Raw genomic sequence first — 24,379 nt, forward strand, 5'->3', positions numbered from 1 at the left:
CCCTCGTTAGACAGGATTTTTGGTTGACGCGGGCGTCGCGACACTCTCAACCGTGGGCTTCGACGCCGCTCGCCAGTAGCCGTAGCCCATGATCCCGGCACCGGCGAATGCGTTGCCCAAGGTGACATACGTCAAATTGTGGGCGGCTCCAGCCAGAGTGATGCTGCCGGGATGATCTGAGAGCAGCGCTAGTGAAAACACGGTCATGTTCGCAACGCTGTGTTCAAACCCGGCGGCGATAAATGCATACAGGCACCAGAAGATGACGATGCATTTGGTAACATCGTCTTTTGCGCGCGCCGAACACCACAAGGCGAGGCAAACCAGCCAATTGCACAGGATCGCTTTGGCGAACAGCTCCAACTCGGTACCGTGCATCTTCTTGATGGCCACCTTGTATAGCAAAGCGTCTTCGCCTGCCCCCAAGATAAGTCCACCACCGCCTGCGACGAACAGTAATGCCAAGAACATGGCGCCGATCAGATTTCCTGCCCAACTGACAAACCAGCACCGCAGCACATCCGACCACGCAGTACTTTTGGCCAGCAATCCGTGCGTCATGTACATGGTGTGACCAGTGAACAGCTCGGCCCCTGCAAAGACCACAAGGGTCAAGGCTATACCGAAGCTAGCCCCCATGACGATGGGACGGATGGATGGATCCGCGCCCTGTCCGACAGAAAAGATCAGCAAGATGCCCGCCCCAACAAACGCACCTGCTTTGACAGCGAGGATCAGAAAGGCAATTGGATCTGCTCGCAGGTTGACGCCCTTCTTTTGCGCCAGTTCTGCGAACCCAATGACTGTGTCAGCATAGGTCATTTCGTATTACACTCCACAGCTTGCGCAGCCGGTCGCGTTCGACCTTTGGCCACTTGGATTTCCAAACAGGATCGGGATAGCCCAGAGACCGCCTAAGCCAGCAGCGAGGTAGAGAAAGGCCATGCCCAGATCCTTCTGAGCCGAGACCAGGTAAGAGTTGCAGATCCTGACAGGTGCGTGCGTGTACAGAAATCCCAGCACGCCCAACATCGACAACGCGTTCGCCTTAAGAAACCCCCTCAGGACCGGGCCCAGCCATGGCCAGGACACCCTTAGAGGAACGCCCAACAACAGTGGCAAGCTTAGGTATTTGGCAATTTCGCCCGTCGATGTCAGCGCCCAATCGACATTTCGCGGAAGCATCCAGAACAGAAAGACGGTTAAGGCGACAAGCAGCAATGGAACCGCCCATTCACGTCGGACCTGCCTGTTCCATACGATCAAAACCCCGGCAAGAACCAGCAACGGCATCTGAACCAAGACATGCTGGATCGGGCTTTCAATGACCGCATAACGAAGTGCGACAGCTTCGGCAGCCGCGAGTAATGCAAGGCCAAGCAACTTCATGAGCTGTGCTCCTCCAAATGGGTCAGAACAGCGTCAATCGCATCAGTGTCAAACACCGCCGAAAAGCGTCCATCGCCGTCAATCACATGGATTGCGGCATTGTGCTGAAACCCGCCCCATTCATCGGGAATGACGGTCACGTCAAACAGCTTCAACAATGCCGATAATTCTTCCGGTCTCGGCCGCGCGACGGTCCACATTTTGCCGTCCGCCTCATGGGCATCTCCATAAACTGCCATCTGCTCTGGCGTGTCCCGCACGGGATCGAAACTGACCGAGATCATCCGGACGGGCACTTCGCGCAGCTCCAATTGATCCCGGATCTCGGCAAAATCCGCCGCTGCAACCTGGCAGATGTCACCGCACACAGTGTAGATAAACTCGACCAGAACCACCTCTTCCCCTTGCGGCGACAGGGGCAGCAACTGACCTGACATATCTTCCAATTGCAGGGCCGGAACTGGACGTGGTGCGCGCACCACGTCCAATCTCCGTGCGGCTTCGCTGGTGAATGCCCGCCCTCCGTCTGTGGCATGCCAGAGCATTCCCAGGCCCATGCTTGCGACCAGAACCGATGGAAGAGCGCGCGCCATCATCAGCCGTTACTCCGCCCAAGACGCAACACAAAGCGCAAAACAAAAGCCAATGTTGCCAACACGATCAGCACGCTGAACAAAGTGCCTATACGGTCGTGCATCAGCCATTCTTCATAGTGCACTGCCCAGCGACGTGGAATCGAAGCCGCGCCAGAGAAAAGAAACACCGTCACAAACCCTGCGGCACCCGCGAGGTAGGTCACAAAGGCGACACGGTCCAGCCCGCTCATCTGGGCGATGGTTTTACCGCGAACCAGCCAGGCCATGAAACCAAAGGCCATCGCCACCTCGCCCAGCAGCAGGTAGGTGTGAAAATGCCCCGGGACCCACATAGTGTTGTGCATTACCTTGTTCACGCTGATCATTCCGTCGATCGACGCGGGGATTGAGCCAACCGCCCAGCCTGCCACGGACAGAACCAGTAGCGAGGACGTCAGATCCCAGGTCATTTTTGAGCCGCGCACGTAGAGGAATGTGGAAAACGCCGTGACCGCGATGAGGGGAATGCCGCTGAAGTACGAAACCAGTTGCCCGACCACCAGCATCCAGGGTGGCATGACAACATCTTGCAGCAGATGGTGCCAATAAACAGCCATCACGAAGATCAGTATCGCATTCCAGGCTATCGCAAACAGACGGTTCGATTTCCAAGGCTTGCCGGTGTATTCCGGCAGGATTTCATAAACCGCCGTCACCGCCATATAGATCGAGGCATTGATGAATACGTGGCCAAAGAAATAGATCAGGTTCTTGGCCAGCAGCGCGTTCACTTCAAAACCCGGCACCAGCAGGTGGACAAGGCTCGCCACCAGCACCGCCGCGCCCAGGATGATCCCGATCGAATTGAATATGGTCACCGCAGCTGCTGCGACAATGGTTGGCGGTGGAGGGTTCTTGTCCTCACGCCCAAGGATCAGGTTCCAGCCCAAGGCCCGTACAAGGCTTCCATAGCGGGCATGAATCTGGCGACCGAGCTCCAGATAATACAACAGAAAGCCTACGCCGATCGAAACATATCCAAGCATAAACGCTGCCGCTGCACCTGCCTCCCACGCTCCGCCGGACATTGCCGGTAACGGATACAGGAATGTCCATGCGCCGCCATATCCGCCGACGAAGATCGAGCCCAGGATCAAGGCCACGCCCAACAAAAACAGGGCAAGGAAAGCCCAAAAAATTCTTGGCGTCAGAACTATGTGACGGCCGCAAAAATACCACATGATTGCAGCGCCAGACAGTGCAGCTGTACCAACCATTCCGGCGCCATGGGCCGTCAGCAACTGATAAAACAAAGCCGGATCCACTTCGATCCATTGACCCTGTGCCGCGCGCATGATCAGGCCGAAGACCATCATCAAGGCAAAGACCGCGCCTGAGAGGATCATGGTCAGCTTAACTGCCCTGGCCTGGGGTTCAGTGACGATTGATTTTTCCGCGACAAGTTCAGATACAGCGCTCATTTAGTCCTCCACCGCGACGACTTCGAATTCGTTGACCATGTCCTGATGCGCCACCCCGCAGAACTCCATGCACAGGACTTGGTAAGTGCCGGGTTCATCGAACGTGTAAGAAACTTCGGTTGTGTAACCGGGGATCACCTGGACCTGCGTCAGGAGGCGGAGGTCTGAAGTGTAAATGCCCAATCCGTGGGTAACATCTTCGGTGGTAGCGCTGAAATTGATGGGCCTTCCCGCAGGGATCTCAACTGTGTCGATATCCCACCACCACTGCCCGCTGGTGATAGAAACGGTGATGGCATCGTCTGTACTGGCCAAAGCATGCGGCCATGGTCGCAATGAGCCGACTGCCACGACCACTCCGACAATCGTCATTGCCCAGATCAAGCCCGCACGCTTCGAGTTGGCATTGGGTCCTGGTTCCGCCCCGTTCGAGGCACGTGCAGCCATCCAGAAGGCAAGTGACAGCGCTGCCATCAGGATCAGCGAGATCAATAATACAACAGGCTGCATAAGCCATCTCCTTATTAGGCATTTCAAATACCTATTATAGGCGCTGAAAAATGATGTCAATAAAATATGCATTTTCAAAGCCTATTTTTTATGAGAAGTATAGCTATGCAAATTACAAAGTTTTCCGACTATGCCTTGCGCATCCTGATCCACCTCGCCACCCATGAAGAAGGGTTAATGTCGACCCGTGAAATCGCGGCAATGCAAAACTTGCCCTTCAATCACTTGGCCAAGATCTCCCAGTGGCTTACACACGAGGGCTACGTAGAATCCGTGCGTGGGCGCAACGGAGGCATGCGAATGGCCTTGCCTCCCAATGCGATCTCGATTGGCGGCCTGCTGCGAAAATCCGAACGCGGAACCCCTTTGGTGGAATGCATGAAGGAAGACGGTGGCTGTTGCGTGATGACGCCCGCTTGTGGGTTGCTACCCATTCTAAACGAAGCTCAGGAGGCGTTTTTTACTGCCTTGGACAGCAAGACATTGCAGGACGTTTTAGAAGGAAATCGCGGAATGAAAAACTTGATCCGAGCGCTAGAAGTTAGTCATGCACTGGCTTCAGATCATTAATACGCAAACTAAAATCGTATAAATCACGGTTTTCATTTAGCTGCGCCCGGCACGGCACCTACAATCGCCTGCCCTTCCCATGCCTCGAATGCCATGGAAAGGTGCCATGCCTTGAATCCGATGTAGCCGGCCAACAGGACCATTATCATCAGATACATTGCCCTTCGGAATCGTGGATTCTCTTCAGCTTGGTACATCTTCTGCATTCCAGAGTAAGTACAGTGTCAGCATTCGGATCTGAGCGTCACTCAAACGTCCGTCCCACGCCGGCATCACCCCCCGTCGGCCAAAATGGATGCTGTGATAGATGGCGTCCCGGTCGCCTCCATAGATCCAACTTTCATCGCCCAAATCTGGCGCGCCGATCTCGTAGCCCCCGCGGCCGTCATCTCCGTGACATGCCGCGCAGTTTTCTTCAAAAACCAATTTACCGGCTTCGGCCGCCGTCGCATCATGCTGCTGTCCAGAGAGGAACAAGACAAATTCCGTGACTTCCTCAACCTGTTGATTTTCGATCATGCCATCCGCACCAAAGGCAAGCATCTGTGCAATCCGTGTATCGTCATGCTGCCCATTAATCCCATATCGAATGGTAGCCTCTATCTCTTCCGGCGAGCCTGACCACAGCCAATGACCGTCCACCAGGTTGGGAAAGCCAACCTGTCCTTTAAGATCATTCCTGTGACAAGCCGCACAATTGTCGGCGTAAAGCTTGGAAATCGACGCGCTATATCGCGCCTCAAGCGTCGGATCGGCAGCCAGCTTCTCTATATCCCCGGACGCGAAAGGCGCGAATGTCATTTCTCGACTCGCATCCGCCTGTTGAAGTGCCGTCGCAACTTCTGCACGCGAGGAATAGCCGAGCATCCCCTTCGCGTAGTCACGCACACTCGGGAAAGATGGGTAAAACACCCAATACAGCGCTGCTATGATGATACTGATCCACAGCGCCCATCGGGCAGCCCTAGGAACAGGTGTATCCAACTCTTTGATACCGTCCCATTCGTGGCCAGTCAGATCGGTGCCGGAAACGGGATCCTTTTCCTTCATCGACATGGCTGATCCTCCTCACGATCGAGTGGGGATTGGGCGGCATCGTCGTAAACCTTCCGGCGCGAGGGCCAATAGGTCCAAACAGCTGCAGCTAAAAAGACGGCCAGCAGGTAGATTGCGCCCCAAGTCTTGGAGAAAACGAGAACCGTATCATGTGTCATCGCTGAACCTCCTCAAGGTTTAACGAATCCAGATCGGCCAATGTGCCAAGAACCTGAAGATAGGCTACAAGGGCATCCATTTCCGTCAGCCTGCCCGGTTGCCCGTCATAGTCCCGAACCTGAACGTTTTCACCGTAACTTGCCTGCAACTCTCCTTCAAAGTACTGCTCAGCATCCGCCTGCCATGCGGCGTCCTTTTCGGCGTTTTCGATCTGGGTGTCCGTATAGGGCACACCAGCCCGGCTGAGGGCTTTCAGCGAGGCAGGTAAATGTCCAGTCGCAAGACGCGTCTCGGACAAAAACGCATATCCGGGCATGATTGACCCCTCGACCAGCTCTCGCGGCGCTTCCAGATGCGCTACATGCCATGCATCAGAGTATTTTCCACCAATGCGCGCCAAGTCCGGCCCTGTACGTTTCGAGCCCCATTGAAACGGATGGTCATACATGCTTTCGGCAGCCAGGCTATAATGTCCATAGCGTTCGATGTCCGACCGCAGGGTGCGGATCATCTGGCTGTGGCAGGCATAGCACCCCTCGCGGACATAGATGTCACGCCCGGCAAGTTCCAGCGGCGTGTAGGGCCGCATACCTTCGACTTCTTCCACCGTGTTTTCGATGGTGAACAGGGGGGCGATTTCAACAATGCCACCGATCGATGCAACCAGCAGGATGGCCATGGCAAAGCCCAGTGAGTGGCGTTCGAGCTTTTGGTGTTGTGTGCTCATGGGTCTCTACTCCGCCGGCTGAACCAAAGGTCCGGTTTGCCTGGTCTCGGTTTGCCGTGGCCCACTGACAGTCATGTAGATGTTATAGGCACCGATGCAGGCTCCGATCAGATACAGCAGTCCACCTACCGCTCGAGCGATATAATAGGGGTGCATGGCGATCACACTGTCGAGGAAGGAATAAAGGAACGCACCATCCGCATCATAGGTCTGCCACATCAGCGATTGCGTGATGCCGCTGTTCCACATCGCGCCGACATAAATCAGTGTCCCGCTCAGGGCGAGCCAGAAGTGCCAGGCCTCCAGCCGCAAGGAATACACGCCGTCCCGCTTCCATATCCAGGGCACCAGTTTGTACATGGCACCAAAGGTGATGAAGGCAACCCAACCCAACGCGCCTGCATGTACATGGCCGACAGTCCAGTCGGTGTAGTGGCTCAGCGAATTGACCGGACGGATCGCCATAAACGACCCTTCGAATGTAGACAATCCGTAGAACAGAATTGCGACCATCATGAACCGGACCGCCGGGTCCGTCCGGACCTTATCCCAAGCCCCGTTGATCGTGAGGATACCGTTGAAAACTGAGGCCCAGCTAGGGACCAGAAGAATGATCGACATGGTCATACCAAGGTACTGAACCCAATCAGGCAGAGCTGTATAATGCAGGTGATGCGAGCCGGCCCAGAGGTACAGAAAGGTGATCCCCCAGAACCCGACAATCGACATGCGATAAGAATAGATCGGCCGGTTCACAGCTTTGGGCAGGAAGTAGTACAGCATCCCCAGGAACCCTGCCGTAAGCAGGAATCCGACTGCGTTATGCCCGTACCACCACTGTGTCATGGCATCCTGCGTGCCGGAAAACAGCGAATAGCTTTTGGGGTAAGCGATGGAAACCGGAACCGAGAGGTTGTTCACCGTGTGCAACATCGCGATGACAACGATGAAGGCCAGGTAGTACCAGTTTGCCACATAGATATGCGGTTCGACCCGGCGAGAGAGCGTCTTTAGGTATAGACCAAGATAACCAACCCAGACGATCAGCAAAACCATATCCATATACCATTCCGGTTCGGCATATTCCTTGGATTGGGTGATCCCCAAGGGGTAGCCGGTCGCCGCAAGGACCATGAACAGACTGTACCCCCAGAACACCATCCAGGGCAGTGATTCACTGGCCAATCTGGCGCGCGCGGTACGTTGGACCACATAAAACGACGTCGCGATTAACGCGTTGCCGCCAAAACCAAAAATCACGGCAGATGTATGAACCGGGCGCAACCGGCCGAAGTTCGACCAGAACATATCACCGTTCAATTCTGGAAACGCCAACTGCCAGGCGAGGATATCGCCAACCGTGAACCCTATGATTGCCCAAATCAGCGCGGCGATGACACCAAACCGAATGACCTTGTCATTGTATTCTAAAGGGATATCCTTTGGGGCCTCGCTCAAACGGTTGATCATCCACATCAACCCCCAACCAGCAGCTATTGCGATCAACCAACCGTGCAGCACGTAGGCGGTAGGAACCCCCCAGCCAAGTATGGATATGCCACCGACAAAGATCAAAGCAAGGGCACACAGGACGGCAGCATCCTCAAGAAAACTCTCACGCAGCATCGGGCGCCTCCTGCCGGTGGAAGCGTACTTCAAACTCGACTTCGCCAATCGGATTCACCGAATGAGTTTCCTGTGGTGCGAACACAGCAGTATCCCCAACGCCCAGAACCAGATCACCCTTGTCATCCCGGCTCAGTAGAAGTTGCCCATGTTGCACGGCCAATTGACCCCAAACACCCGCTTTGGTGCTGTGATCTTTGCGCAGCTTTTCTGGCAATGTCTCATGCGTGAACCGCGAGGTCGCATAGTGCACCACGCCTTTTGGAAGCGCTTCGGTCATTTATGCATCTCCATGAAAAAGCTCGGCATAAGCATGCCAGGTCGCGTACCCGAGCAATGGGAACACCACGACCAAACCCAGTAGCCCGGACAGTATTCCAACCAAAGTCAGAAGAGTGATGATGGCTCCCCAGCACAAGCAGAGCTTGAAGTTGTGAGTGGTGGCGTTGAAGCTGAGCCCCATAGCCGAGAAGCCATCGATCTTGCGGTCAATCAGCATTGGCAATGAAAACGCTGATACCGCAAATCCTAATGCCGCAAACAGCCCACCAACCACTGAGCCGGCGATCAACAGCGCCCAACCTGAAGGCGTAGTAATCAGCAAATGCAGCGTATCTGCAAAGCTTGAGAATGGGCGAAGCCCGTAGACTATGGCGAACATAACCGTGGCAGCGCGAATCCAGATGAGGGCAAAAACCATCAGTATAACGCCCACCAAAGTAATCTGACCTGTGGCCTCTTTGAGCCCTGTTCTGCCGCTGGCTAGGGAATAAAGACCAATTGTTGCAACTGGTCCGACCAAAACGCCGCCAGCTAGCAAAGGCAACAAAACCCAACCAAGATCGTTGAGCATCAGGGCCGCAATGCAAATCCACCCCAGAACTACGAGTGAACCACCGTATAGCAAGGAATATCCCGGGTTGCGTTTCACGTCGCCCCAGCCCGCCTGCAGCCAACGTTTGACAACACGTGCGGGAGGATCAGAGATGACCTGTGCTTTGGTATAGACAGAGGCCGTCATGACAACACCGGCGGAGCGTCAGCCTCTCGACGAAAGTTCTCAATTCCGAATGACAAGCCCTTACCGATCCTGCTGGCCAAATGTGAGAACGCTTCGGCGGTTGCAGGTCTAAGGGCTTTTTTTGCGGTGTCTTCGAACAGGTCGAGCCACAAGCGAAAATGTTCTGGCTGGATTTCAGAGTTCGCCAGGTGAACCCGCATCGGGTTTCCCGAATAACCAGGTTCACGAAGAATGGCGCCGCGCCAAAAGGCTGCGATCTTTTCTTCGTGTTCCGACCAATCTTCGATTGCCCTGTCAAATACCGGCCCCAGATCAGGATGCACTCTGATGCGCGCATAGAACCGGTTGACCAAAGTCGCGATTTCATCCGCAGTGATGTCAAACATATGTGGTCGAATTGGCATGGTACGAGTCATCGGATCTACCTTAACGATACGCCTCACTATCTGCACGCTATAATAGGTATTGTCAATACCTATTATAGCGTGCATAGCACGATCAGCAGTGATCAGCGGCCTGCCAAATAGTTGGACCTTCTGCCCACAGACTCTGCGTAAGCTTCGCTGCGCAGAGGGAAAACCTCATCTTCCGGCGCCTCAATTCCGCGCGGCATATGGGCTGGGTCAAACACCCCATTAGCGCTTTCTGCACGATCATCCGGCAATTCAATCTGAATAGTCCCAAGTTCAATCTCGGCATGGGCGCCGTCCCACGGGACAGTGGGATCAGAGACATTATCCGCGTTATTTGAGACCACCAGATTCAATGTCCAGCTGACCGGAGAATCCCCTAGCTTTTGCAGAAGCCGGTCGTACAGAAAATCATCAGGAAGCGTTTTTATTTCTTCTTCAGACAATCCAATCCGCCCACCCTTCGGCTTCAGCATGATCCGCGCGGCCATCGACCGATCACTGACCAAGATGCGGTATGCATGGCCCGAGTGATATTCTTCCTGGGAATAACACCTGCAGGGTGCGACTGATTTCAGGTACGCCTGATGGGGAATTGTGTTTGGGTTGGCATCATTGAACATTTGAACAAGTTCTGGGTTTGGTGCCCCGGTTGCCGGATCAGGAACGCGTGCGGCCAGAAAGGCCCGAAACTGTTCAGGTGAGTTTGCAAAGAATACAGGATTTGAAATCAGCGCCATCACCCAGGACTCGGCACCTTGCCCGACTTTCAACCCAATGCCGCGCACTGTCGGGCTTTTATCACTGATCCCAGGCTTTCCACCGCCAACAGAAAATCGCGCGACGACCGGTTGTTCGCTTAACAGCATCGGAATCTGCGCATCAGTTTTCTCGATTGAGGGAATAAAGCGCCCTCTCGCTGCAAACCCCTTGGCATGAGAGGCGCGATAGCCTTCATGACGGCCGAATGTACCGTTCAATGCGTCAATCAGTTTTGCCGCCTGTGTCATTGCTGTCTCCTTCTGGAACTATCATTCAGCAAGTGAAACCACCCAAGCAGACTTCCTTCCGCAGCGCTCTGGCGCACAAGGTGATTTATCTGGAAGTCTGCCAGGCGAGTGGGTTCACTCTGAACCGTTACTCTTTTTCGGAAAGTCGCTGACCAACACCGTGCGCATAGATCAGCGAACGCGCCTCCAGCATCGGATCGTTGGAAGGAGCGAAGCCTTCACTCAGGATCAGAGGATCAAAGTTGATTTCATCACATTGTCCGTCCGCTTCGGCCATCGCGACCTCTGCAGTAAACCTGGCCGCAACGATTTCCGTGTGCTCCCCAGTCCACTGAATGGAGGGATCGTCGATCACATCGCCGGGATTTGCCAGAGTGATCACCATATCCCAGGACACGCCGCCATTGGCGATGTTAGCCTCCATGTTCTCAAGAAAGAAGTCAGGGTGGGTCTCAACCACTATACCCTGCTCGCCCGAAGGGCGAAAATCAAAGCGTATTGGCGTTTCTTCTCCGGCTTCATTTACCAGATGGAAGGAATTCACACTGAAGTATTTGGCCCCCTCATAGGGGCGCAGCGTTTTTTCCAACGAGCCGTGATATTCGCTGTATTTCTTCAGCGATGGGTTTGCTGCGGCGAAGGCTTTTGTTGCATCGCCACCAGATGCTTTGGCGCGCAACAGCCCGATAAAAGCATCGCTGGTCGGCACCGGAAAGAAATGCTCGGTATTCATCGCAATCACATGCAGATCGTCACCAGGTGTCGTAATCTGCATCGACAACCCCAACAGACCGTATTTGTCATCCGCGGGATTGGCCTTGCCACCTTTGTGAGACACCCGCGCAATTACAGAGGACGTTTCGGTGAACAAGGGACTGTTAGAATACTCTTTGATCGCAGCATCCACCGGCGTGAGCGTCCCCTCAACACAAAATCCCTTGGTATGGTTCCGGCGTTTGCCCTCGGTCACACCAAAAAGCTGCTCGAAGGCTGCGAAGCCGCTTTCAAAGTCAAAATCATCCTCGGCAGCTACTGGAAACGCCGCAACTGAGAAACACAGTGCCATTAGGCTGGGTTTAGTCATTGATTTCTCCTTCGGTCATAACTATTGCCTGCCTAATACTTAGGTACCTTATTATTTGCAAGTAAAACTTTTGATGCTAGTGAAAGAGTGACCCTGATGAAGGAAGGCGTGACCTTGCCCAGAACCAAAAACTCAAAGAACTCACCGGATGTCCGGCTGGACAATCAACTGTGCTTTGCCGTTTATGCCGCATCGCACAAGATCGAGCAGCACTACCAAACACTCCTGAAGGCTCAGGGGCTTACTTATACCCAGTATCTTGTCCTGATGGCATTGTCCGAGGAAGACGGCGTTTCGATTTCCCATCTGGCAAGGCGTCTGGACGTTTCAGGCGCGACGATGACGCCGATTTTGAGGCGCCTTGAGGAAAAAGAGCTACTGCGGCGGGAAGTGCAGGACGGAAATGAGCGTCAAAAGATCGTGACCCTGACCGAAGCCGGGCGCGGAATCTGGATCAAGAGCTGCGGGATTTCGTCTGAAGTCTTTTCCCAGATCGGACTAACCCAACGCGAAGCAGATGAGATTATTCGGATCTGCAAAAAGATAGCGGACAAGCAACCTTTGCAACCGGCGCAGAAAATACCCGCATGCAACCGCCATTGAATGCCCCCGGAGTTCATCAAGACAAAGGCTTTCGGCTTGCAGGCACTTACAGAGCGGCGCAAAACCGGTTCAGCGGCGGCAAACTGGCGCCACGCTCTGCCCATCCCGTTCAGGATTTGAGACCTGGAAAGCCCGCAAAGTTGGCCTTCATCTCATTGAAAGGGGAAGCCTGGTCAATCACTGCGCGATGGTATTCCAATTTCCTTCTCAAGCTGTTTTAGGCATGCATCCCGGCATTCAACCAAGTAACTGGAAAATGACTTTACAATTGAAGAGGTTGGCCGGTGTAGCGGTTGCCACAGCTTTACCGTGAATGTCCCGGCATTTGATATTGTACGAACACCCAGCTTGTGATGCCCCGGGAAACTCATCGCAGTGAACGGGTTGATGATCGCAACACCTAGCTCATTCGAAACCATCGCCGCGACGGTCTCGGACATTGGCGTTTCGATGCGATAGAAGGGTTCCAGACCCAGAGTCTCGAACGCTTCATCCAACCTCTTCCCGTAAGGGTCATGAGGCGGAAATACGATCAGCGCCTCTTCGGCAAGATCTACCAGAGATAATTGTTCTCTTTGTTCAAACCGGTGGGTTTTAGCGCGACAGTTAGAGTGACGGAAGAGATAGTCGAAGTAAAAATCTGCCGCACCGTCACTGTTAGGAACAAACAAGCAAGCAGGGGCGGAGCCTTGGGTTCAATTGATCTTGAAAAAGTCAGCGACGAAACACCTGGGGTACAAAATACCACCCACCTTTTGGCTTCTGGGTCTGCGCTGATGCCGCAAACTATGGTCGATGCGGTGGTCAAACAAACGCAACTTGAGGCGCTGATCGGCGGGTACCCGCACGGGTTCGCATGCGGCACAGTTTACCAGAATACGAAGAACTGAAGTATGATCACATCTAGACAGTTTCACGATCTTTGACGGATTGCATAGATACGTGTGTCGACGTGCTGGCTACATAAGGAAGGGTTGAAATTGTCTTTCCCAAAACCGCGCGAAAGGTCCTCATATTCGAGGTGCGAATCTTGATAAGATAGTCAAACGCGCCAGCAATCATGTGGCACTGCTCAACTTCGGGAACTTTTCTGGCGGCAGTATTGAACGCAGACAGAGCGGGTTCAGTGGTGTCAGATAGTTTGACCTCAACAAAAGCCACTTGCTCCAAATCCAGCTTTGCCGGGTTTATCACTGCCTGAAACCCCAAAATAAATTCTTCCTCTTGCAATCTTTTGAGCCGGACCTGGCAAGGGGTCTTAGATAAGCCAACACGCCCAGACAGTTCTGTCACAGGTATCCGGCCTTCACGGCTGAGAATCGTAAGTATCTCGCGATCGTATCGGTCCAGTTGCCTATCAGAATCTATCTTATCCAATATTTTGACCTCAAAAATGCAATAATAAGGTTCTTCTGATTACCAGTTTCCAATTTTTTAGGCAACATGAAATACCCAAGTTTGCTAGCATACGCCGCAAGCATAAAGGCTAGGGAAACGGAGGAGAGCTGCCATGCCAGAGCTAGCTGTTATCAGGAACAGAATCCGCAAAAACCACTTACGCGACGAAACCGAGGTTTTGAGGGAACTCACGACGAATGCAGCACTCACAGCGTCTGATCGAGCGGCGACGCGTAACCGCGCTGTTACACTGGTTAAAACAATCAGGGCGGACGACAAACCCGGCCTGATGGAAGTGTTCCTGGCCGAATACGGTCTGTCTACCAGCGAAGGCGTTGCCCTGATGTGTCTTGCAGAGGCGTTGTTGCGTGTGCCGGATGCGGATACGATTGACGCCCTGATCGAGGACAAGATTGCACCTTCGGCCTGGGGCCAACACCTTGGCAACTCTTCTTCCTCCCTGGTCAATGCATCGACCTGGGCCTTGATGCTGACCGGCAAGGTTCTTCAGGAAGGCAGCGGGCTTGTTGCTACCCTGAAGGGCGCAGTCAAACGGCTTGGCGAGCCCGTCATCCGTGCTGCCGTCGGCCGAGCGATGAAAGAAATGGGCGCTCAGTTCGTTCTTGGCCAGACCATCGAAGAGGCGGTCAAGCGTGGCAAAAAGAAAGAAGCGCAGGGCTACACCTATTCTTATGACATGTTGGGTGAGGCGGCGCTGACTGCTGCAGATGCTAAAGGCTTCTTTGTTGCCTACCAGGATGCGATCGCAGCTCTGGCCGCCGAGTGCCGGTCCAAGGACATTCGTGAGAACCCGGGCATCTCGATCAAATTGTCCGCGCTGCACCCTCGTTACGAAGTTGGACAAAAAGATCGCGTAATGGAAGAGTTGGTGCCTTTGACCCTGAAACTTGCGCAACAGGCCAAAGACGCGGGCATGGGCCTGAATGTCGACGCCGAAGAGGCTGACAGGCTGGACTTGTCGCTCGACGTGATTGAGGCCGTCTTGCGTGATCCTTCTTTGGCAGCCTGGGATGGCTTTGGCGTTGTGGTTCAGGCCTACGGAAAACGCGCATCGCTTGTTCTGGACTGGCTGCACACACTGGCGACCGAATTGGACCGCAAGATCATGGTCCGTCTAGTCAAAGGCGCCTATTGGGATACGGAAATCAAGCGGGCACAGGTCGAAGGCCTTGGCGGGTTTCCACTGTTTACCCGGAAAGCAGCGACCGACGTTTCCTATATCTGCTGTGCCAAGAAACTGCTTGAAATGACCGATCGGATTTATCCGCAGTTTGCGACGCACAATGCGCATTCCGTCGCGGCCATTCTGGAAATGGCCAATGACAAGCGGGCATTTGAGTTCCAGCGCCTGCACGGCATGGGTGATTCGCTGCACGATATAGTGCTTGAGGGCGAAGGAACTCGCTGCCGGATCTACGCCCCGGTTGGCGCACACCGCGACCTGCTGGCCTATCTCGTCCGCAGATTGCTGGAGAACGGAGCGAACTCTTCTTTCGTGAACCAGATCGTCGATGAGAACGTCCCGCCAGAAGCCATCGCCACCGATCCGTTTGAAACGATCGTTACCCCGGACCGTAATCCGTCTGTCGTGATGCCTGTTGCCCTCTACGGGAACGAACGGCCGAACTCGCGCGGTTGGGATCTGCATGACACAACCGATCTGGCAGATATCGAACAGGCCCGGTCCCCGTTCCAGAGCAAAGTTTGGAATGTCGGTCCGATCATCGAAGGCGAGGTTGTTGGTGATCGCGACCTTGACGTGATCAACCCCGCGGATCACTCGGACAAGCTGGGAACTGCAAAGCAGGCAGCCGCAGAAGACATGGAAACGGCGCTGAGTGCGGCAAAGGCCTGGAGCGCCGACGCCCAAACGCGCGCCGATGTTTTGCAAAAGGCTGCTGATCTCTACGAAGAAAACTTCGGTGAGATCTTCGCGGCCCTGACCCGGGAGGCAGGTAAAACCCCGATGGACGCCATCGCCGAGTTGCGCGAAGCCGTCGATTTCCTGCGCTACTATGCGGCGCGCGCTTTGGAATTGAACCGTCCGGCGCGCGGTGTGATTGCGTGTATTTCGCCCTGGAACTTCCCTCTGGCGATATTCTCTGGTCAGATTGCTGCGGCACTTGCAGCCGGTAACGGCGTGATTGCTAAACCTGCCGAGCCGACGGCGATCATCGCAACAATCGGCGTGCGCATGATGCATCAGGCGGGTGTACCCCTCAGCAGCCTGCAACTGATCCCCGGTCGCGGTTCCGTTGTCGGTGCCAAAATGACGTCTGACCCCCGCGTTAACGGCGTGTGTTTCACGGGATCGACTTTTACGGCCCAGACCATCAACCGTGCGATGAGCCGGGAGATCGAACCCGGAGCACCGCTGATCGCAGAAACCGGCGGATTGAACGCAATGATCGTCGACTCCACAGCGCTTCCCGAGCAAGCAATCAAGGACATCGTCGCATCGGCGTTCCAGTCTGCTGGTCAGCGCTGTTCGGCCCTGCGTATCCTCTATGTTCAGGAAGATGTCGCAGATACGGTTCTGGAGATGCTCTATGGCGCGATGGATGAACTGGTCATCGGCAACCCATGGGATCTGCGCACCGATGTCGGCCCGGTCATTGAGGGTGGCGCTCAAAAGGAAATCCTGGACTATATCGAGGTTGCCCGCGGTCAGGGCCGTGTCCTGAAACAGCTTGCTGTACCTGACACCGGCACATTTGTTCCACCAACCGTGCTGCGCGTGTCGGGTATCGGCGACATGGAGAAAGAGGTCTTCGGCCCGGTCATGCATGTCGCGACCTTCAAAGCCTCCGAGATGGATCAGGTGGTCGACGCGATCAACCAAACCGGGTTCGGACTGACCTTCGGCATGCATTCGCGGATTGATGACCGGATTCAGCAGGTCACATCGCGGGTGAATGCCGGCAACATGTACATCAACCGCAACCAGATTGGCGCAATCGTTGGGTCGCAGCCGTTCGGGGGCGAGGGTCTTTCGGGAACCGGGCCAAAAGCAGGCGGTCCTTCTTATGTAAAGCGCTTTACTCAAGGAACCTCCAGCCAGTTTTCGGCGGAAACGGGTACCGTGGCCTCGCTGGCCGATGTGCAGAAGGCGATTGACGAAACAGCCGCGCCTGAACGGCTGGCACTTAGCACGTCTGAACTGCCGGGGCCGACCGGAGAATCCAACGTTCTGTCGACCTACGGTCGCGGTAAGGTTCTTTGTCTGGGACCAAATCTTGCCGCCGCTCTTCAGCAAGCGTCAATTGCACGTGCCCATGGCTGCGCCGCAATCACGGTCGCTCCAGGGGCACAGGGGGCCGGCGCGGTAGACGGCGTTCTGGATCCGGCTTCGCTGACTTCGCTTAATGGCTTTGACCTCGCTGTGTTCTGGGGATCGGAAACACAACAGCGCGCTGTCAGAAAAGCTCTGGCTGATCGTGATGGCGCCCTTATCCCGCTGGTAACCGAGGAAGACTTTGGAGAACGCTGCATGATGGAACGCCATGTCTGCGTCGACACAACTGCCGCGGGTGGCAACGCCAGCCTGTTGGCGGAGGCGAGCTGATGCTGGTCCAGAACCCTGAAACAAAGGGGCGAAACTCCACCTTCTTAGAGAATGTGAATGCAATGTTCGACAAAGCGGTCGGGCATTGCGACCTTCCCGAAGGCGTTGCTGAAAAAATAAGAGTCTGTAATTCGACCTACACAACTCGCTTTGGGGTGCGTCTGCGGGATCGGTTATTCACTTTCGAAGGCTGGCGCTCGGTACATTCGGACCACACCAACCCCTCCAAGGGCGGTATTCGGTTCTCATCAGATGCGAATGTAGGAGAAGTTGAAGCGCTTGCCGCTTTGATGACCTTCAAATGTGCTTTGATGCGCTTGCCTTTCGGGGGTTCAAAAGGCGCTCTGGCAATCGACCCATCAGAGTGGACCGAAGCGGAGATGGAGAAGATCACGCGCCGGTTCGCCCAGGAACTCATCAAACACAACTTCCTTAGCCCCGCCATGAACGTCCCTGCCCCGGACATGGGCACCAATGAATTGAATATGATGTGGATCGCCGACGAATATCGCCGTCAGCGACCTCAGGATATCAACGCGCTTGGCTGTGTCACAGGCAAACCCATTGGCGGCGGCGGGATCGAAGGCAGAACCGAGGCGACGGGCCGAGGTATTGTATATGCGATCAATGCCTTCTTCAGAACGCCGACAGATTATCAAAGAGCAGGATTTGAGACGCCTGAACTCAAGGATCGCAAGGTGATCTTGCAGGGCCTTGGCAATGTTGGCTTCCATGCTGCTCTGTTTCTTGAGAAAGAACACCGCTGTCGGATTGTCGCCGTGGCAGAACGCGATGGCGCGGTGTATAATAAAGACGGTTTGGATATCGAAGCGCTGAAAGACCATCTAAGCAACTCCGGCGGGCTTAAACGATATCAGGGTGGCGATTACATTGAAAACAACCTGTCAGCTTTAGAGCTTCCTTGTGACATTCTAATCCCTGCAGCAGGCGAAGGTGCGATAACGGCGGCAAACGCCGAGCGCATTCAGGCGCGTCTTGTCGTCGAGGCAGCAAACGGTCCCACGACCTATTCTGCCGATAAGATCCTGAAAAACCGAGGTATCGAAATCATCCCGGACCTCTTTGCCAATGCGGGCGGTGTCGTGGTCAGTTACTTCGAATGGGTGAAGAACCTTACGCATATTCCATTTGGGTTGATGGAGAGGCGCTATCATGAAAGCGATCATCTGTTGATGGCACAATCAATGGAAAAAATGACCGGACAAAACTTCCCATCTGAGCATTCCGATGCGTTCTTGGCCGTTCGGCAGGAAATTGATCTGGTGCGATCGGGATTGGATGAAATGATGCGCAACGCCTATGCCAAAATGTCAAATTTGCGCAACGATCCCAACAACAAGATCGATGATCTTAGAACCGCAGCCTATGCCATAGCGATCGAAGAGGTGGCTTTGGCGTACAGGGCAAAAGGAATTTAACTGGCCAATCCAAAAGGGCATGCAGCCGAATATTCATTGAAATCGTGCTGACATGGTCGTCACATGTTCACCCCAAGTGGACGAAAAGCAAGCCAGTTAAACTGCGAAGGCGCCAACCCTCTGCTCCCTCCCAGGCGCCTTCGCATCTCTATTTTAATGATTGTAAGACGGTTGATGGCATTGCCATGTGTGGACGGTCCCGGTTTAGCAAGATAACGGGTTCATCAAACGTCGGATCAGGCCCATGTTGGGGTTCAAGCCTTTTGAGTCAGCTGCTTCTGCCCTGGCTGGCGTTGAACTGGTCAACATGATCCGCAAATGTCAGTTCACGCCCAGTCTCACTCCATTTCAGCAGTTCGTCCGATTGGCAGGTTAATCGGCTCAAAAGCTCCGGTTTTGCTACTCTCCAAAAATCTGGGACAGAACTGCTTTTTGCATCAAATTGACGAGGAGCTACCGTTCGCTGCAACCGTCATCAACAATCAAAATGCGGACAAACTGTGAGCTCGTTGTTGCTTTCGCAATGTCCGGTCTTTCCTATGAAGCAGCAGCTAATTGGGAAGTCAAACGGCGCAGGAGATCTTTACACTCGTTCAGGGCACTCACTGAAACGCACTCGTTCGGCTGGTGCGCCTGAGAAATGGTTCCGGGTCCACACACGATGGTATCCAGGCCAGCATCCAGATAGTACCCGGCCTCGGTTACACCATCCCAGAACCCTATGTCGGCCGACCCCAGATTTGCTTTCAAAGCGCTGAGGAAAGGGCTGTTCTTACTGGCTCTGAATGCGGGAACATGCGACATCTTTTTGATGTGAATCGATGAGAGTTCATCATTCCTGATCATTCTCGGCCTCAGGTCTGACGACAGGAACGCCTCTAGGTCCTCCAAAAATTCGACGCTTAGATCATCCGGCACGTGCCGGAATTCAAACTCCAAATCGCACTGTTTCGCGATCATGTTACGCGCCTGACCTCCGTTTATCAGGCCGATCTGGATCGTTGAAAAGGGTGTGACGTAGTCATTTTTGTTGGGTTTGGTTGCATAGACCTGAGCCTGTTGCAACAGGTACTGCACCAGATCGGATGCAAAGTGAATGGCGTTGGCTTTGGTCGCGATGGTGGCAGCATGCCCTTCGGAACCGGTCACCGTTGCCCGCAGGCCGATGATGCCCTTGTGCGCCACGATGGGCCGCAGATCTGTGGGTTCCCCAACCATGCAGAAACTCCCTGGGGGAACCGCCGATCGCAGATATTCGGAGATATCCCGCGCGCCGAAACATCCGGTTTCTTCGTCATAGGTCAGAACAAGATGCAGCGAGAGCCCAAGCGCGTGCAGATCCAGATTTGTCGCGGTGGAAAGGGCGACCGCGACAAACCCCTTCATATCCGTTGTGCCGCGAGCGAAGAGGTTGCCATCCCTTCGCGTCAGTTTGAACGGATCCGTTGACCAATTCTGACCGTCAACAGGGACAACATCAGTATGCCCTGCGAAGACCAGAGCAGGACCGTCGATTGGACCCGCGACAGCATGCAGGTTCGCCTTTGTGCCGTCAGCATTGGGCAGAATGGTGACATCGAACCCTGCGGACACCAGCAGATGACGACAATAATCTATGCACTCCAGATTGGATTTGTGACTGGTCGTATCAAAAGCGCAGAGCCGGTCAAGGATAGTCAGAATATCTTGCATTGTGCACCACCGCAAAAAGCATCAGGCTGACAATTTGAAAAATCTAAGCCTTACTACTTCAAAGCGCTTTCGATCTGCTTTGTGCTGCCTTGACGGCCTCCAACACAATCGCATTCAGGTTGTTGTTCAGGGCAAATTGCTCTAACGCCGCTGCAGTTGTCCCACCCTTTGAGGTCACGCTTTCTCGCAACTTAGATGGCACGCGGTCCTGTTTCAGAAGTTCGGCGGCTCCAATCAGCGTGTCGGTAGCAAGGTCCAAAGCGAATTGGGGATCCAATCCTGCATGTTCTCCGGCTTTCCCCATGGCCTCGACAAAGGCGAAGAAATAGGCCGGGCCACTTCCCGAAACGGCTGTTGTTGCGTGTATATGATCTTCGTCGTCGACCCAACTGACTGGGCCAGACCCAGCAAATAGCGCTTCAAACTGGTCTTTGCGGGACGCATCCGTCGCAAAGGCCACGTTGACGGATTTCTGAACCGCTGCGGCCATGTTAGGCATGCAACGCACGACAGGTACTTGTCTGCCAATATTCTGAATGATTCTGGCGCTGGTCACGCCGGCCATGATGGAAATAACAAGTGCATCTTCACTTAGGACATTGGCCACCGGGCGGCTGGCGTCCTCGAAAACCTGTGGCTTGGTGGCAAGAACAATTGTTGCGAATTTCAGGTCGCTGGGAATGTCGTCATACGCCCTGTGGAGCGCTCCGATCCCGAGTTCAGAGGCGTCTTGCGCATCCATGAAGGGGTCGATAATCGAGATTTTCGACATGTCGCCGCCATCAGTTTTGTACCCTCTTAGGATAGCACGCCCCATGTTGCCGCCGCCGATAAACAGGGTTTTATCTACTGTCTTTGTCATGGCTCTAGATCCCGTAGTTGATTGGTTTGCCTGCTCGACAGGCCGCCCATATTATTGCCTCACAGGGAGGGTTCATTGTGGTAGAGCAGCATCTAGGATGCTGCTCTATCAAAGTCATGTGACGTTTTGCCTTACCACTGAGCGTCTCCGGCAACGCTTCGTGCACCTTTGGCCGCAATCCGCTTTTCCATGTGTTTGATGCCGCGCAAGATCGGGAAACAGTAGATAAAATAGAGGCTCGCGACGAGAAAGAGGATCCACATGATGTGCGCCGGATGCCGGTGAATGGCGTCTTCGCCTTGGCGCATAAGTTCCACCACGCCGATAACGGTCAGGATCGACGTGCCCTTGATGACCAGAACATAAACCCCGGCAAGGGGCGGCAAGGTGAGTTTCCAAGCCTGGGGAAGGATCACGTTCAGAAGACGCTGGCGCATATTCATGCCAACTGCTGCGGCCGCTTCCCATTGCCCTTTTGGTACGGCTTCCAATGAGCCGCGCACAATCTCGGCCGTGTAGGATGATGTATAGATTGTCAGTGCAATCACGGCTGCCGTGAAGTTCGAGAAGTCAAAAATCGGCAGTTTCGTCGTCGGCAGTACGTAGTAGACGATGTAGATCTGCACCAGGAATGGTGTCGCCCGCACCAGGTGCACGTAAAGTCCGATGATGTTGTAAACCAGCCTAGGCCCGACCGTGCGGCCAAGTCCAAGCACAAGGCCTACGAAACTGCCCAATGAGATCGCGACAAGCGAAATCAGGATCGTGTTGAGAAAACCCTCAAGCAAGAAGGGCATGGTTTGTAGCGTGAGTTCAAGCATTGTGACCTCCTACCTGCTGTTCCAGGCATTGCCCGACAGCTTCTTTTGAATCTTATTCGACGCCACCAGCATCAGCAGATAGATCAGCAGATACCCAAAGGCCGCGGTCATGAACGCCTCGGTCGGCATGACGCGGTCGGAGAGTATGATCAACCCGGCACCAAGTAGTTCAAAGACAGCGATAAAGCTGAGGATGGAGCTGTCTTTCACAAGCACCGCCGCCTGTCCAAGAAGCGACGGGATGATTTTCGCGAAGGCCTGCGGATAGATGATGTGGATCATCGTCTGCCGCTCACTCATTCCGACTGCTTTAGCGCCTTCGAATTGGCCACGATCTACAGCTTCGATGCCGCCGCGAATGATTTCGCTCATGTAAGCGGCAGTGTGGATTGTCAGTGCAAAGATACCGCAGGCAAGCGCCGGAACCGGAACATTCAGAACCGGGATTTGCGAAAGCCCGTAGTAGACAATGTAAAGCTGAACCAGCAATGGCGTGCTGCGTACTGCTTCGACATAGGCCGCCACTGGGGTTGATATCCAACGCTTTTGAGATCGACGCGCGACGGTGACAAGAGTGCCAAGGATAAGCGAACCGACAAGACAGACAAAAGAAATCCAGAGCGTCGCCCACAGCCCCCAGGCGAATTCGGGCAGGTATTGTAGAACAACCCTGTAGTTATAAAATTCTATCAATCTCATGGTACACCTCCCTTGTTAGGCTGGCCGTGAGAGGTATAGTCCCTCACGGCCTACATTTATTATTTGTGATCTGCTTCCCAGGCTTTGGTATGCACCCAATACTCCAGCATACGCTCGATTGTCCGATCTGCTTTCTTGATGCGGAACCAGTTGTTCAGCCACGCCTCAAGATGCGTATCGGTGGGACGGACAGGAAAGCTGAGCGGCGATTGCACGATGGTTCCATCCAGAAGCCGCACGCCCTCAAATTCGGCTGTAAACTGCGTCGCGATTTCGCGCGACGTGACACCTGCATCTACACGTCCAACCGAAAGAGCCTGCGCCACGGCAGGGCTGCCGCCAGAGAGTTCGACAACTGTGGCATTGGGCATGTTGTCGCGGACGAACTTGACGTGCGAGCTGGCTTGCGGAACGCCGATGTTGACGCCTTCGACGTTCAGGTCTTCCCATTTGGCCGCATCTGACCCGCCAGCAACATAGGCGACCACGTCGCTATAGTAGAAGGGTTCGGTGAAGACCAACTGCAACGCGCGCTGGGGTGTGGGGGTCATGTCGGCGGCGATGAAATCAACCTTTTCCGCCAGCAGCGATGGGATCAGGCCCTTCCACTCGTAATCGTGGAATTCGATTTCAACGCCCATGTCCTGTGCGATCAGTTTGACAACTTCAACGGCAAAACCAGTGCGCTCCCCATGTTTGTCGACAAAGCTGAACGGCGGGCCTTGAGTTTGCACAGCGACGTTCAGTGTGCCGCTGTTCACGATGTCCTGCACCGTATCGGCACTGGCAGGGGCCGGTGTTACTGTGTGGGCAGCTGCAAATGCTACCGCCCCGACAGCGAGGGTTTTCAAGAAATTCATCAGAGGCTTCTCCCTTTGGTTGATGATGATTAGAGAACTTTGTCCAGGAACTGCTTGGCGCGGTCCGTGGACGGATTCTGGAAAAATTCCGCAGGTTGACCGGTTTCCACCAGTTCACCGGCATCCATGAAGATCACCCGGTCACAAACCTCCCGGGCAAAGTTCATTTCGTGCGTCACGATGCACATCGTCATGCCGTCGGTCGCAAGACCCTTCATGAGATCAAGCACCTCGCCAACCATTTCCGGGTCGAGCGCAGACGTCGCCTCGTCAAAAAGCATTAGTTTGGGCTGCATCGCCAGAGCTCGCGCGATCGCGATCCGTTGCTGCTGACCACCAGAGAGCTGCGACGGATAGTTGTTGGCCAGATGATCGAGCCCCAACTGACGTAAAAGATCCATTGCGATCTGATCCGCTTGGGCACTCGTGCAATTGCGCACCAGGGTTTGCGGCAGCGTAATGTTTTCAAGAGATGTCTTGTGTTGGAACAGATTGAAGTGCTGAAAGACCATGCCAACATCAGCGCGCAATGCATTCATGTCGGTTTTCTTGTCCGCAAGGTCGATCCCATCGATATAGATGTGACCCTTCGAGATCGTCTCGAGCCCATTGAAGGTCCGCAGCAGTGTGCTTTTGCCCGAGCCACTGGGCCCGATGATGGCAACAACCTCGCCACGATCCACGGTTGTGTTCACATCTGTCAGCGCGTTGATTATACGCCCGTCGGTGGTTTTGAAGATCTTCGACAGGCCTTCCACCTTGACCAGTACATCACCTTTTTGTGCAGAGCCGTTGTCCATA

28 protein-coding genes and 1 pseudogene are annotated in these 24,379 nt (G+C 54.4%); 6 read left to right on the top strand and 23 right to left on the bottom strand.

The features are described from left to right. Positions 1 to 6 precede the first annotated feature (6 nt). Genes AC2FEE_RS21990 through AC2FEE_RS22010 form a run of 5 tightly spaced genes read right to left on the bottom strand, consistent with a single transcriptional unit; the run spans position 7 to position 3,955 of the window. Positions 7 to 822 (bottom strand): formate/nitrite transporter family protein, encoded by an 816-nt coding sequence (locus AC2FEE_RS21990; protein WP_496867518.1) that lies wholly within the window; start codon positions 820 to 822, stop codon positions 7 to 9. A 6-nt stretch (positions 823 to 828) separates the two neighbouring features. Next, entirely contained in the window at positions 829 to 1,389 is a 561-nt protein-coding gene (locus AC2FEE_RS21995; protein ID WP_496867520.1) for a hypothetical protein, read from the bottom strand. Further along, positions 1,386 to 1,985 carry an SCO family protein gene (locus AC2FEE_RS22000; protein ID WP_496867521.1) on the bottom strand — a complete coding sequence of 200 codons (600 nt, stop codon included), beginning with the start codon at positions 1,983 to 1,985 and terminating at the stop codon, positions 1,386 to 1,388. The genes AC2FEE_RS21995 and AC2FEE_RS22000 overlap by 4 nt, the downstream gene beginning before the upstream one ends. After that, complete coding sequence (locus AC2FEE_RS22005; protein ID WP_496867522.1) at positions 1,985 to 3,445, bottom strand: cbb3-type cytochrome c oxidase subunit I; 1,461 nt, start codon at positions 3,443 to 3,445, stop codon at positions 1,985 to 1,987. The genes AC2FEE_RS22000 and AC2FEE_RS22005 overlap by 1 nt, the downstream gene beginning before the upstream one ends. Continuing rightward, positions 3,446 to 3,955: a cupredoxin domain-containing protein gene (locus AC2FEE_RS22010; protein WP_496867523.1), complete on the bottom strand. Its 510-nt coding sequence runs from the start codon at positions 3,953 to 3,955 to the stop codon at positions 3,446 to 3,448. 105 nt (positions 3,956 to 4,060) lie between these two features. Between AC2FEE_RS22010 and AC2FEE_RS22015 the strand changes: the two genes are divergently transcribed. Beyond that, positions 4,061 to 4,525 (top strand): RrF2 family transcriptional regulator, encoded by a 465-nt coding sequence (locus AC2FEE_RS22015; protein WP_496867524.1) that lies wholly within the window; start codon positions 4,061 to 4,063, stop codon positions 4,523 to 4,525. A 32-nt stretch (positions 4,526 to 4,557) separates the two neighbouring features. On the opposite strand, the gene AC2FEE_RS22020 is transcribed toward AC2FEE_RS22015, so the two are convergent. The 10 genes from AC2FEE_RS22020 to AC2FEE_RS22065 all read right to left on the bottom strand — a co-directional run bounded on the left by AC2FEE_RS22020 (position 4,558) and on the right by AC2FEE_RS22065 (position 11,618). Beyond that, positions 4,558 to 4,683, bottom strand: coding sequence for a hypothetical protein (locus AC2FEE_RS22020; protein ID WP_496867526.1), 126 nt, complete (start codon positions 4,681 to 4,683; stop codon positions 4,558 to 4,560). Positions 4,684 to 4,708: 25 nt separating this feature from the next. Next, entirely contained in the window at positions 4,709 to 5,581 is an 873-nt protein-coding gene (gene ccoP / locus AC2FEE_RS22025) for a cytochrome-c oxidase, cbb3-type subunit III (protein WP_496867528.1), read from the bottom strand. Next, the gene (locus tag AC2FEE_RS22030; protein WP_226689158.1) at positions 5,572 to 5,739 is read right to left on the bottom strand and encodes a cbb3-type cytochrome c oxidase subunit 3; all 168 of its coding nucleotides are present in this window, start codon (positions 5,737 to 5,739) and stop codon (positions 5,572 to 5,574) included. Before AC2FEE_RS22030 ends, ccoP begins: the two co-directional genes overlap by 10 nt. Further along, positions 5,736 to 6,467 carry a cytochrome-c oxidase, cbb3-type subunit II gene (gene ccoO / locus AC2FEE_RS22035; RefSeq protein ID WP_496867529.1) on the bottom strand — a complete coding sequence of 244 codons (732 nt, stop codon included), beginning with the start codon at positions 6,465 to 6,467 and terminating at the stop codon, positions 5,736 to 5,738. Before ccoO ends, AC2FEE_RS22030 begins: the two co-directional genes overlap by 4 nt. Positions 6,468 to 6,473: 6 nt before the next feature. Continuing rightward, positions 6,474 to 8,093 (bottom strand): cytochrome-c oxidase, cbb3-type subunit I, encoded by a 1,620-nt coding sequence (gene ccoN, locus AC2FEE_RS22040; RefSeq protein ID WP_496867531.1) that lies wholly within the window; start codon positions 8,091 to 8,093, stop codon positions 6,474 to 6,476. Further along, positions 8,083 to 8,373, bottom strand: a complete 291-nt coding sequence (locus tag AC2FEE_RS22045) for a TehB-like domain-containing protein (protein WP_496867532.1) — start codon at positions 8,371 to 8,373, stop codon at positions 8,083 to 8,085. The genes ccoN and AC2FEE_RS22045 overlap by 11 nt, the downstream gene beginning before the upstream one ends. Continuing rightward, positions 8,374 to 9,114: a DUF2189 domain-containing protein gene (locus AC2FEE_RS22050; protein WP_496867534.1), complete on the bottom strand. Its 741-nt coding sequence runs from the start codon at positions 9,112 to 9,114 to the stop codon at positions 8,374 to 8,376. Continuing rightward, entirely contained in the window at positions 9,111 to 9,530 is a 420-nt protein-coding gene (locus tag AC2FEE_RS22055; RefSeq protein ID WP_496867536.1) for a group III truncated hemoglobin, read from the bottom strand. The genes AC2FEE_RS22050 and AC2FEE_RS22055 overlap by 4 nt, the downstream gene beginning before the upstream one ends. A gap of 92 nt (positions 9,531 to 9,622) precedes the next feature. Further along, positions 9,623 to 10,534 carry a catalase gene (locus tag AC2FEE_RS22060; protein ID WP_496867537.1) on the bottom strand — a complete coding sequence of 304 codons (912 nt, stop codon included), beginning with the start codon at positions 10,532 to 10,534 and terminating at the stop codon, positions 9,623 to 9,625. A 127-nt stretch (positions 10,535 to 10,661) separates the two neighbouring features. Then, entirely contained in the window at positions 10,662 to 11,618 is a 957-nt protein-coding gene (locus AC2FEE_RS22065; protein WP_496867539.1) for a catalase, read from the bottom strand. A gap of 96 nt (positions 11,619 to 11,714) precedes the next feature. Between AC2FEE_RS22065 and AC2FEE_RS22070 the strand changes: the two genes are divergently transcribed. After that, the gene (locus AC2FEE_RS22070; RefSeq protein ID WP_496867574.1) at positions 11,715 to 12,221 is read left to right on the top strand and encodes a MarR family winged helix-turn-helix transcriptional regulator; all 507 of its coding nucleotides are present in this window, start codon (positions 11,715 to 11,717) and stop codon (positions 12,219 to 12,221) included. Positions 12,222 to 12,394: 173 nt separating this feature from the next. Here the strand turns inward: AC2FEE_RS22070 and AC2FEE_RS22075 are convergent, their stop codons facing one another. Beyond that, positions 12,395 to 12,892 carry a LysR substrate-binding domain-containing protein gene (locus tag AC2FEE_RS22075; RefSeq protein ID WP_496867541.1) on the bottom strand — a complete coding sequence of 166 codons (498 nt, stop codon included), beginning with the start codon at positions 12,890 to 12,892 and terminating at the stop codon, positions 12,395 to 12,397. Between the two features lie 18 nt (positions 12,893 to 12,910). Here AC2FEE_RS22075 and AC2FEE_RS22080 point away from each other — a divergent pair, with 18 nt between their 5' ends. Next, entirely contained in the window at positions 12,911 to 13,111 is a 201-nt protein-coding gene (locus tag AC2FEE_RS22080) for a hypothetical protein (RefSeq protein WP_496867542.1), read from the top strand. Positions 13,112 to 13,124: 13 nt separating this feature from the next. Here AC2FEE_RS22080 and AC2FEE_RS22085 read toward each other — a convergent pair whose 3' ends face one another. After that, positions 13,125 to 13,598 (bottom strand): Lrp/AsnC family transcriptional regulator, encoded by a 474-nt coding sequence (locus tag AC2FEE_RS22085; protein ID WP_496867543.1) that lies wholly within the window; start codon positions 13,596 to 13,598, stop codon positions 13,125 to 13,127. A 133-nt stretch (positions 13,599 to 13,731) separates the two neighbouring features. Between AC2FEE_RS22085 and putA the strand changes: the two genes are divergently transcribed. The 3 genes and pseudogenes from putA to AC2FEE_RS22100 all read left to right on the top strand — a co-directional run. Then, complete coding sequence (putA, locus tag AC2FEE_RS22090) at positions 13,732 to 17,205, top strand: bifunctional proline dehydrogenase/L-glutamate gamma-semialdehyde dehydrogenase PutA (protein ID WP_496867545.1); 3,474 nt, start codon at positions 13,732 to 13,734, stop codon at positions 17,203 to 17,205. Then, positions 17,205 to 18,644, top strand: a complete 1,440-nt coding sequence (locus tag AC2FEE_RS22095; protein ID WP_496867547.1) for a Glu/Leu/Phe/Val family dehydrogenase — start codon at positions 17,205 to 17,207, stop codon at positions 18,642 to 18,644. Before putA ends, AC2FEE_RS22095 begins: the two co-directional genes overlap by 1 nt. 208 nt (positions 18,645 to 18,852) lie before the next feature. After that, positions 18,853 to 19,020 (top strand): annotated as a pseudogene (locus AC2FEE_RS22100) (IS6 family transposase); the annotation flags it as partial. Between the two features lie 161 nt (positions 19,021 to 19,181). On the opposite strand, the gene argE reads toward AC2FEE_RS22100, so the two are convergent. The 6 genes from argE to AC2FEE_RS22130 form a co-directional block, all read right to left on the bottom strand. Next, entirely contained in the window at positions 19,182 to 20,336 is a 1,155-nt protein-coding gene (argE, locus tag AC2FEE_RS22105; RefSeq protein ID WP_496867549.1) for an acetylornithine deacetylase, read from the bottom strand. A gap of 58 nt (positions 20,337 to 20,394) precedes the next feature. After that, the gene (gene proC, locus AC2FEE_RS22110; protein ID WP_496867551.1) at positions 20,395 to 21,198 is read right to left on the bottom strand and encodes a pyrroline-5-carboxylate reductase; all 804 of its coding nucleotides are present in this window, start codon (positions 21,196 to 21,198) and stop codon (positions 20,395 to 20,397) included. A 131-nt stretch (positions 21,199 to 21,329) separates the two neighbouring features. Continuing rightward, on the bottom strand, positions 21,330 to 22,019 hold the full coding sequence (locus AC2FEE_RS22115) for an amino acid ABC transporter permease (protein ID WP_496703902.1): 690 nt from the start codon (positions 22,017 to 22,019) through the stop codon (positions 21,330 to 21,332). Positions 22,020 to 22,028: 9 nt separating this feature from the next. Further along, positions 22,029 to 22,718, bottom strand: a complete 690-nt coding sequence (locus tag AC2FEE_RS22120; RefSeq protein ID WP_298855859.1) for an amino acid ABC transporter permease — start codon at positions 22,716 to 22,718, stop codon at positions 22,029 to 22,031. Between the two features lie 59 nt (positions 22,719 to 22,777). Beyond that, positions 22,778 to 23,578, bottom strand: coding sequence for an ABC transporter substrate-binding protein (locus AC2FEE_RS22125; protein WP_496867553.1), 801 nt, complete (start codon positions 23,576 to 23,578; stop codon positions 22,778 to 22,780). 29 nt (positions 23,579 to 23,607) lie between these two features. Next, the gene (locus AC2FEE_RS22130; protein WP_496867554.1) at positions 23,608 to 24,378 is read right to left on the bottom strand and encodes an amino acid ABC transporter ATP-binding protein; all 771 of its coding nucleotides are present in this window, start codon (positions 24,376 to 24,378) and stop codon (positions 23,608 to 23,610) included. Between the last annotated feature and the right edge of the window lies 1 nt (position 24,379).

The sequence above is a fragment of the Ruegeria sp. YTSC199 genome (genome assembly GCF_059609725.1).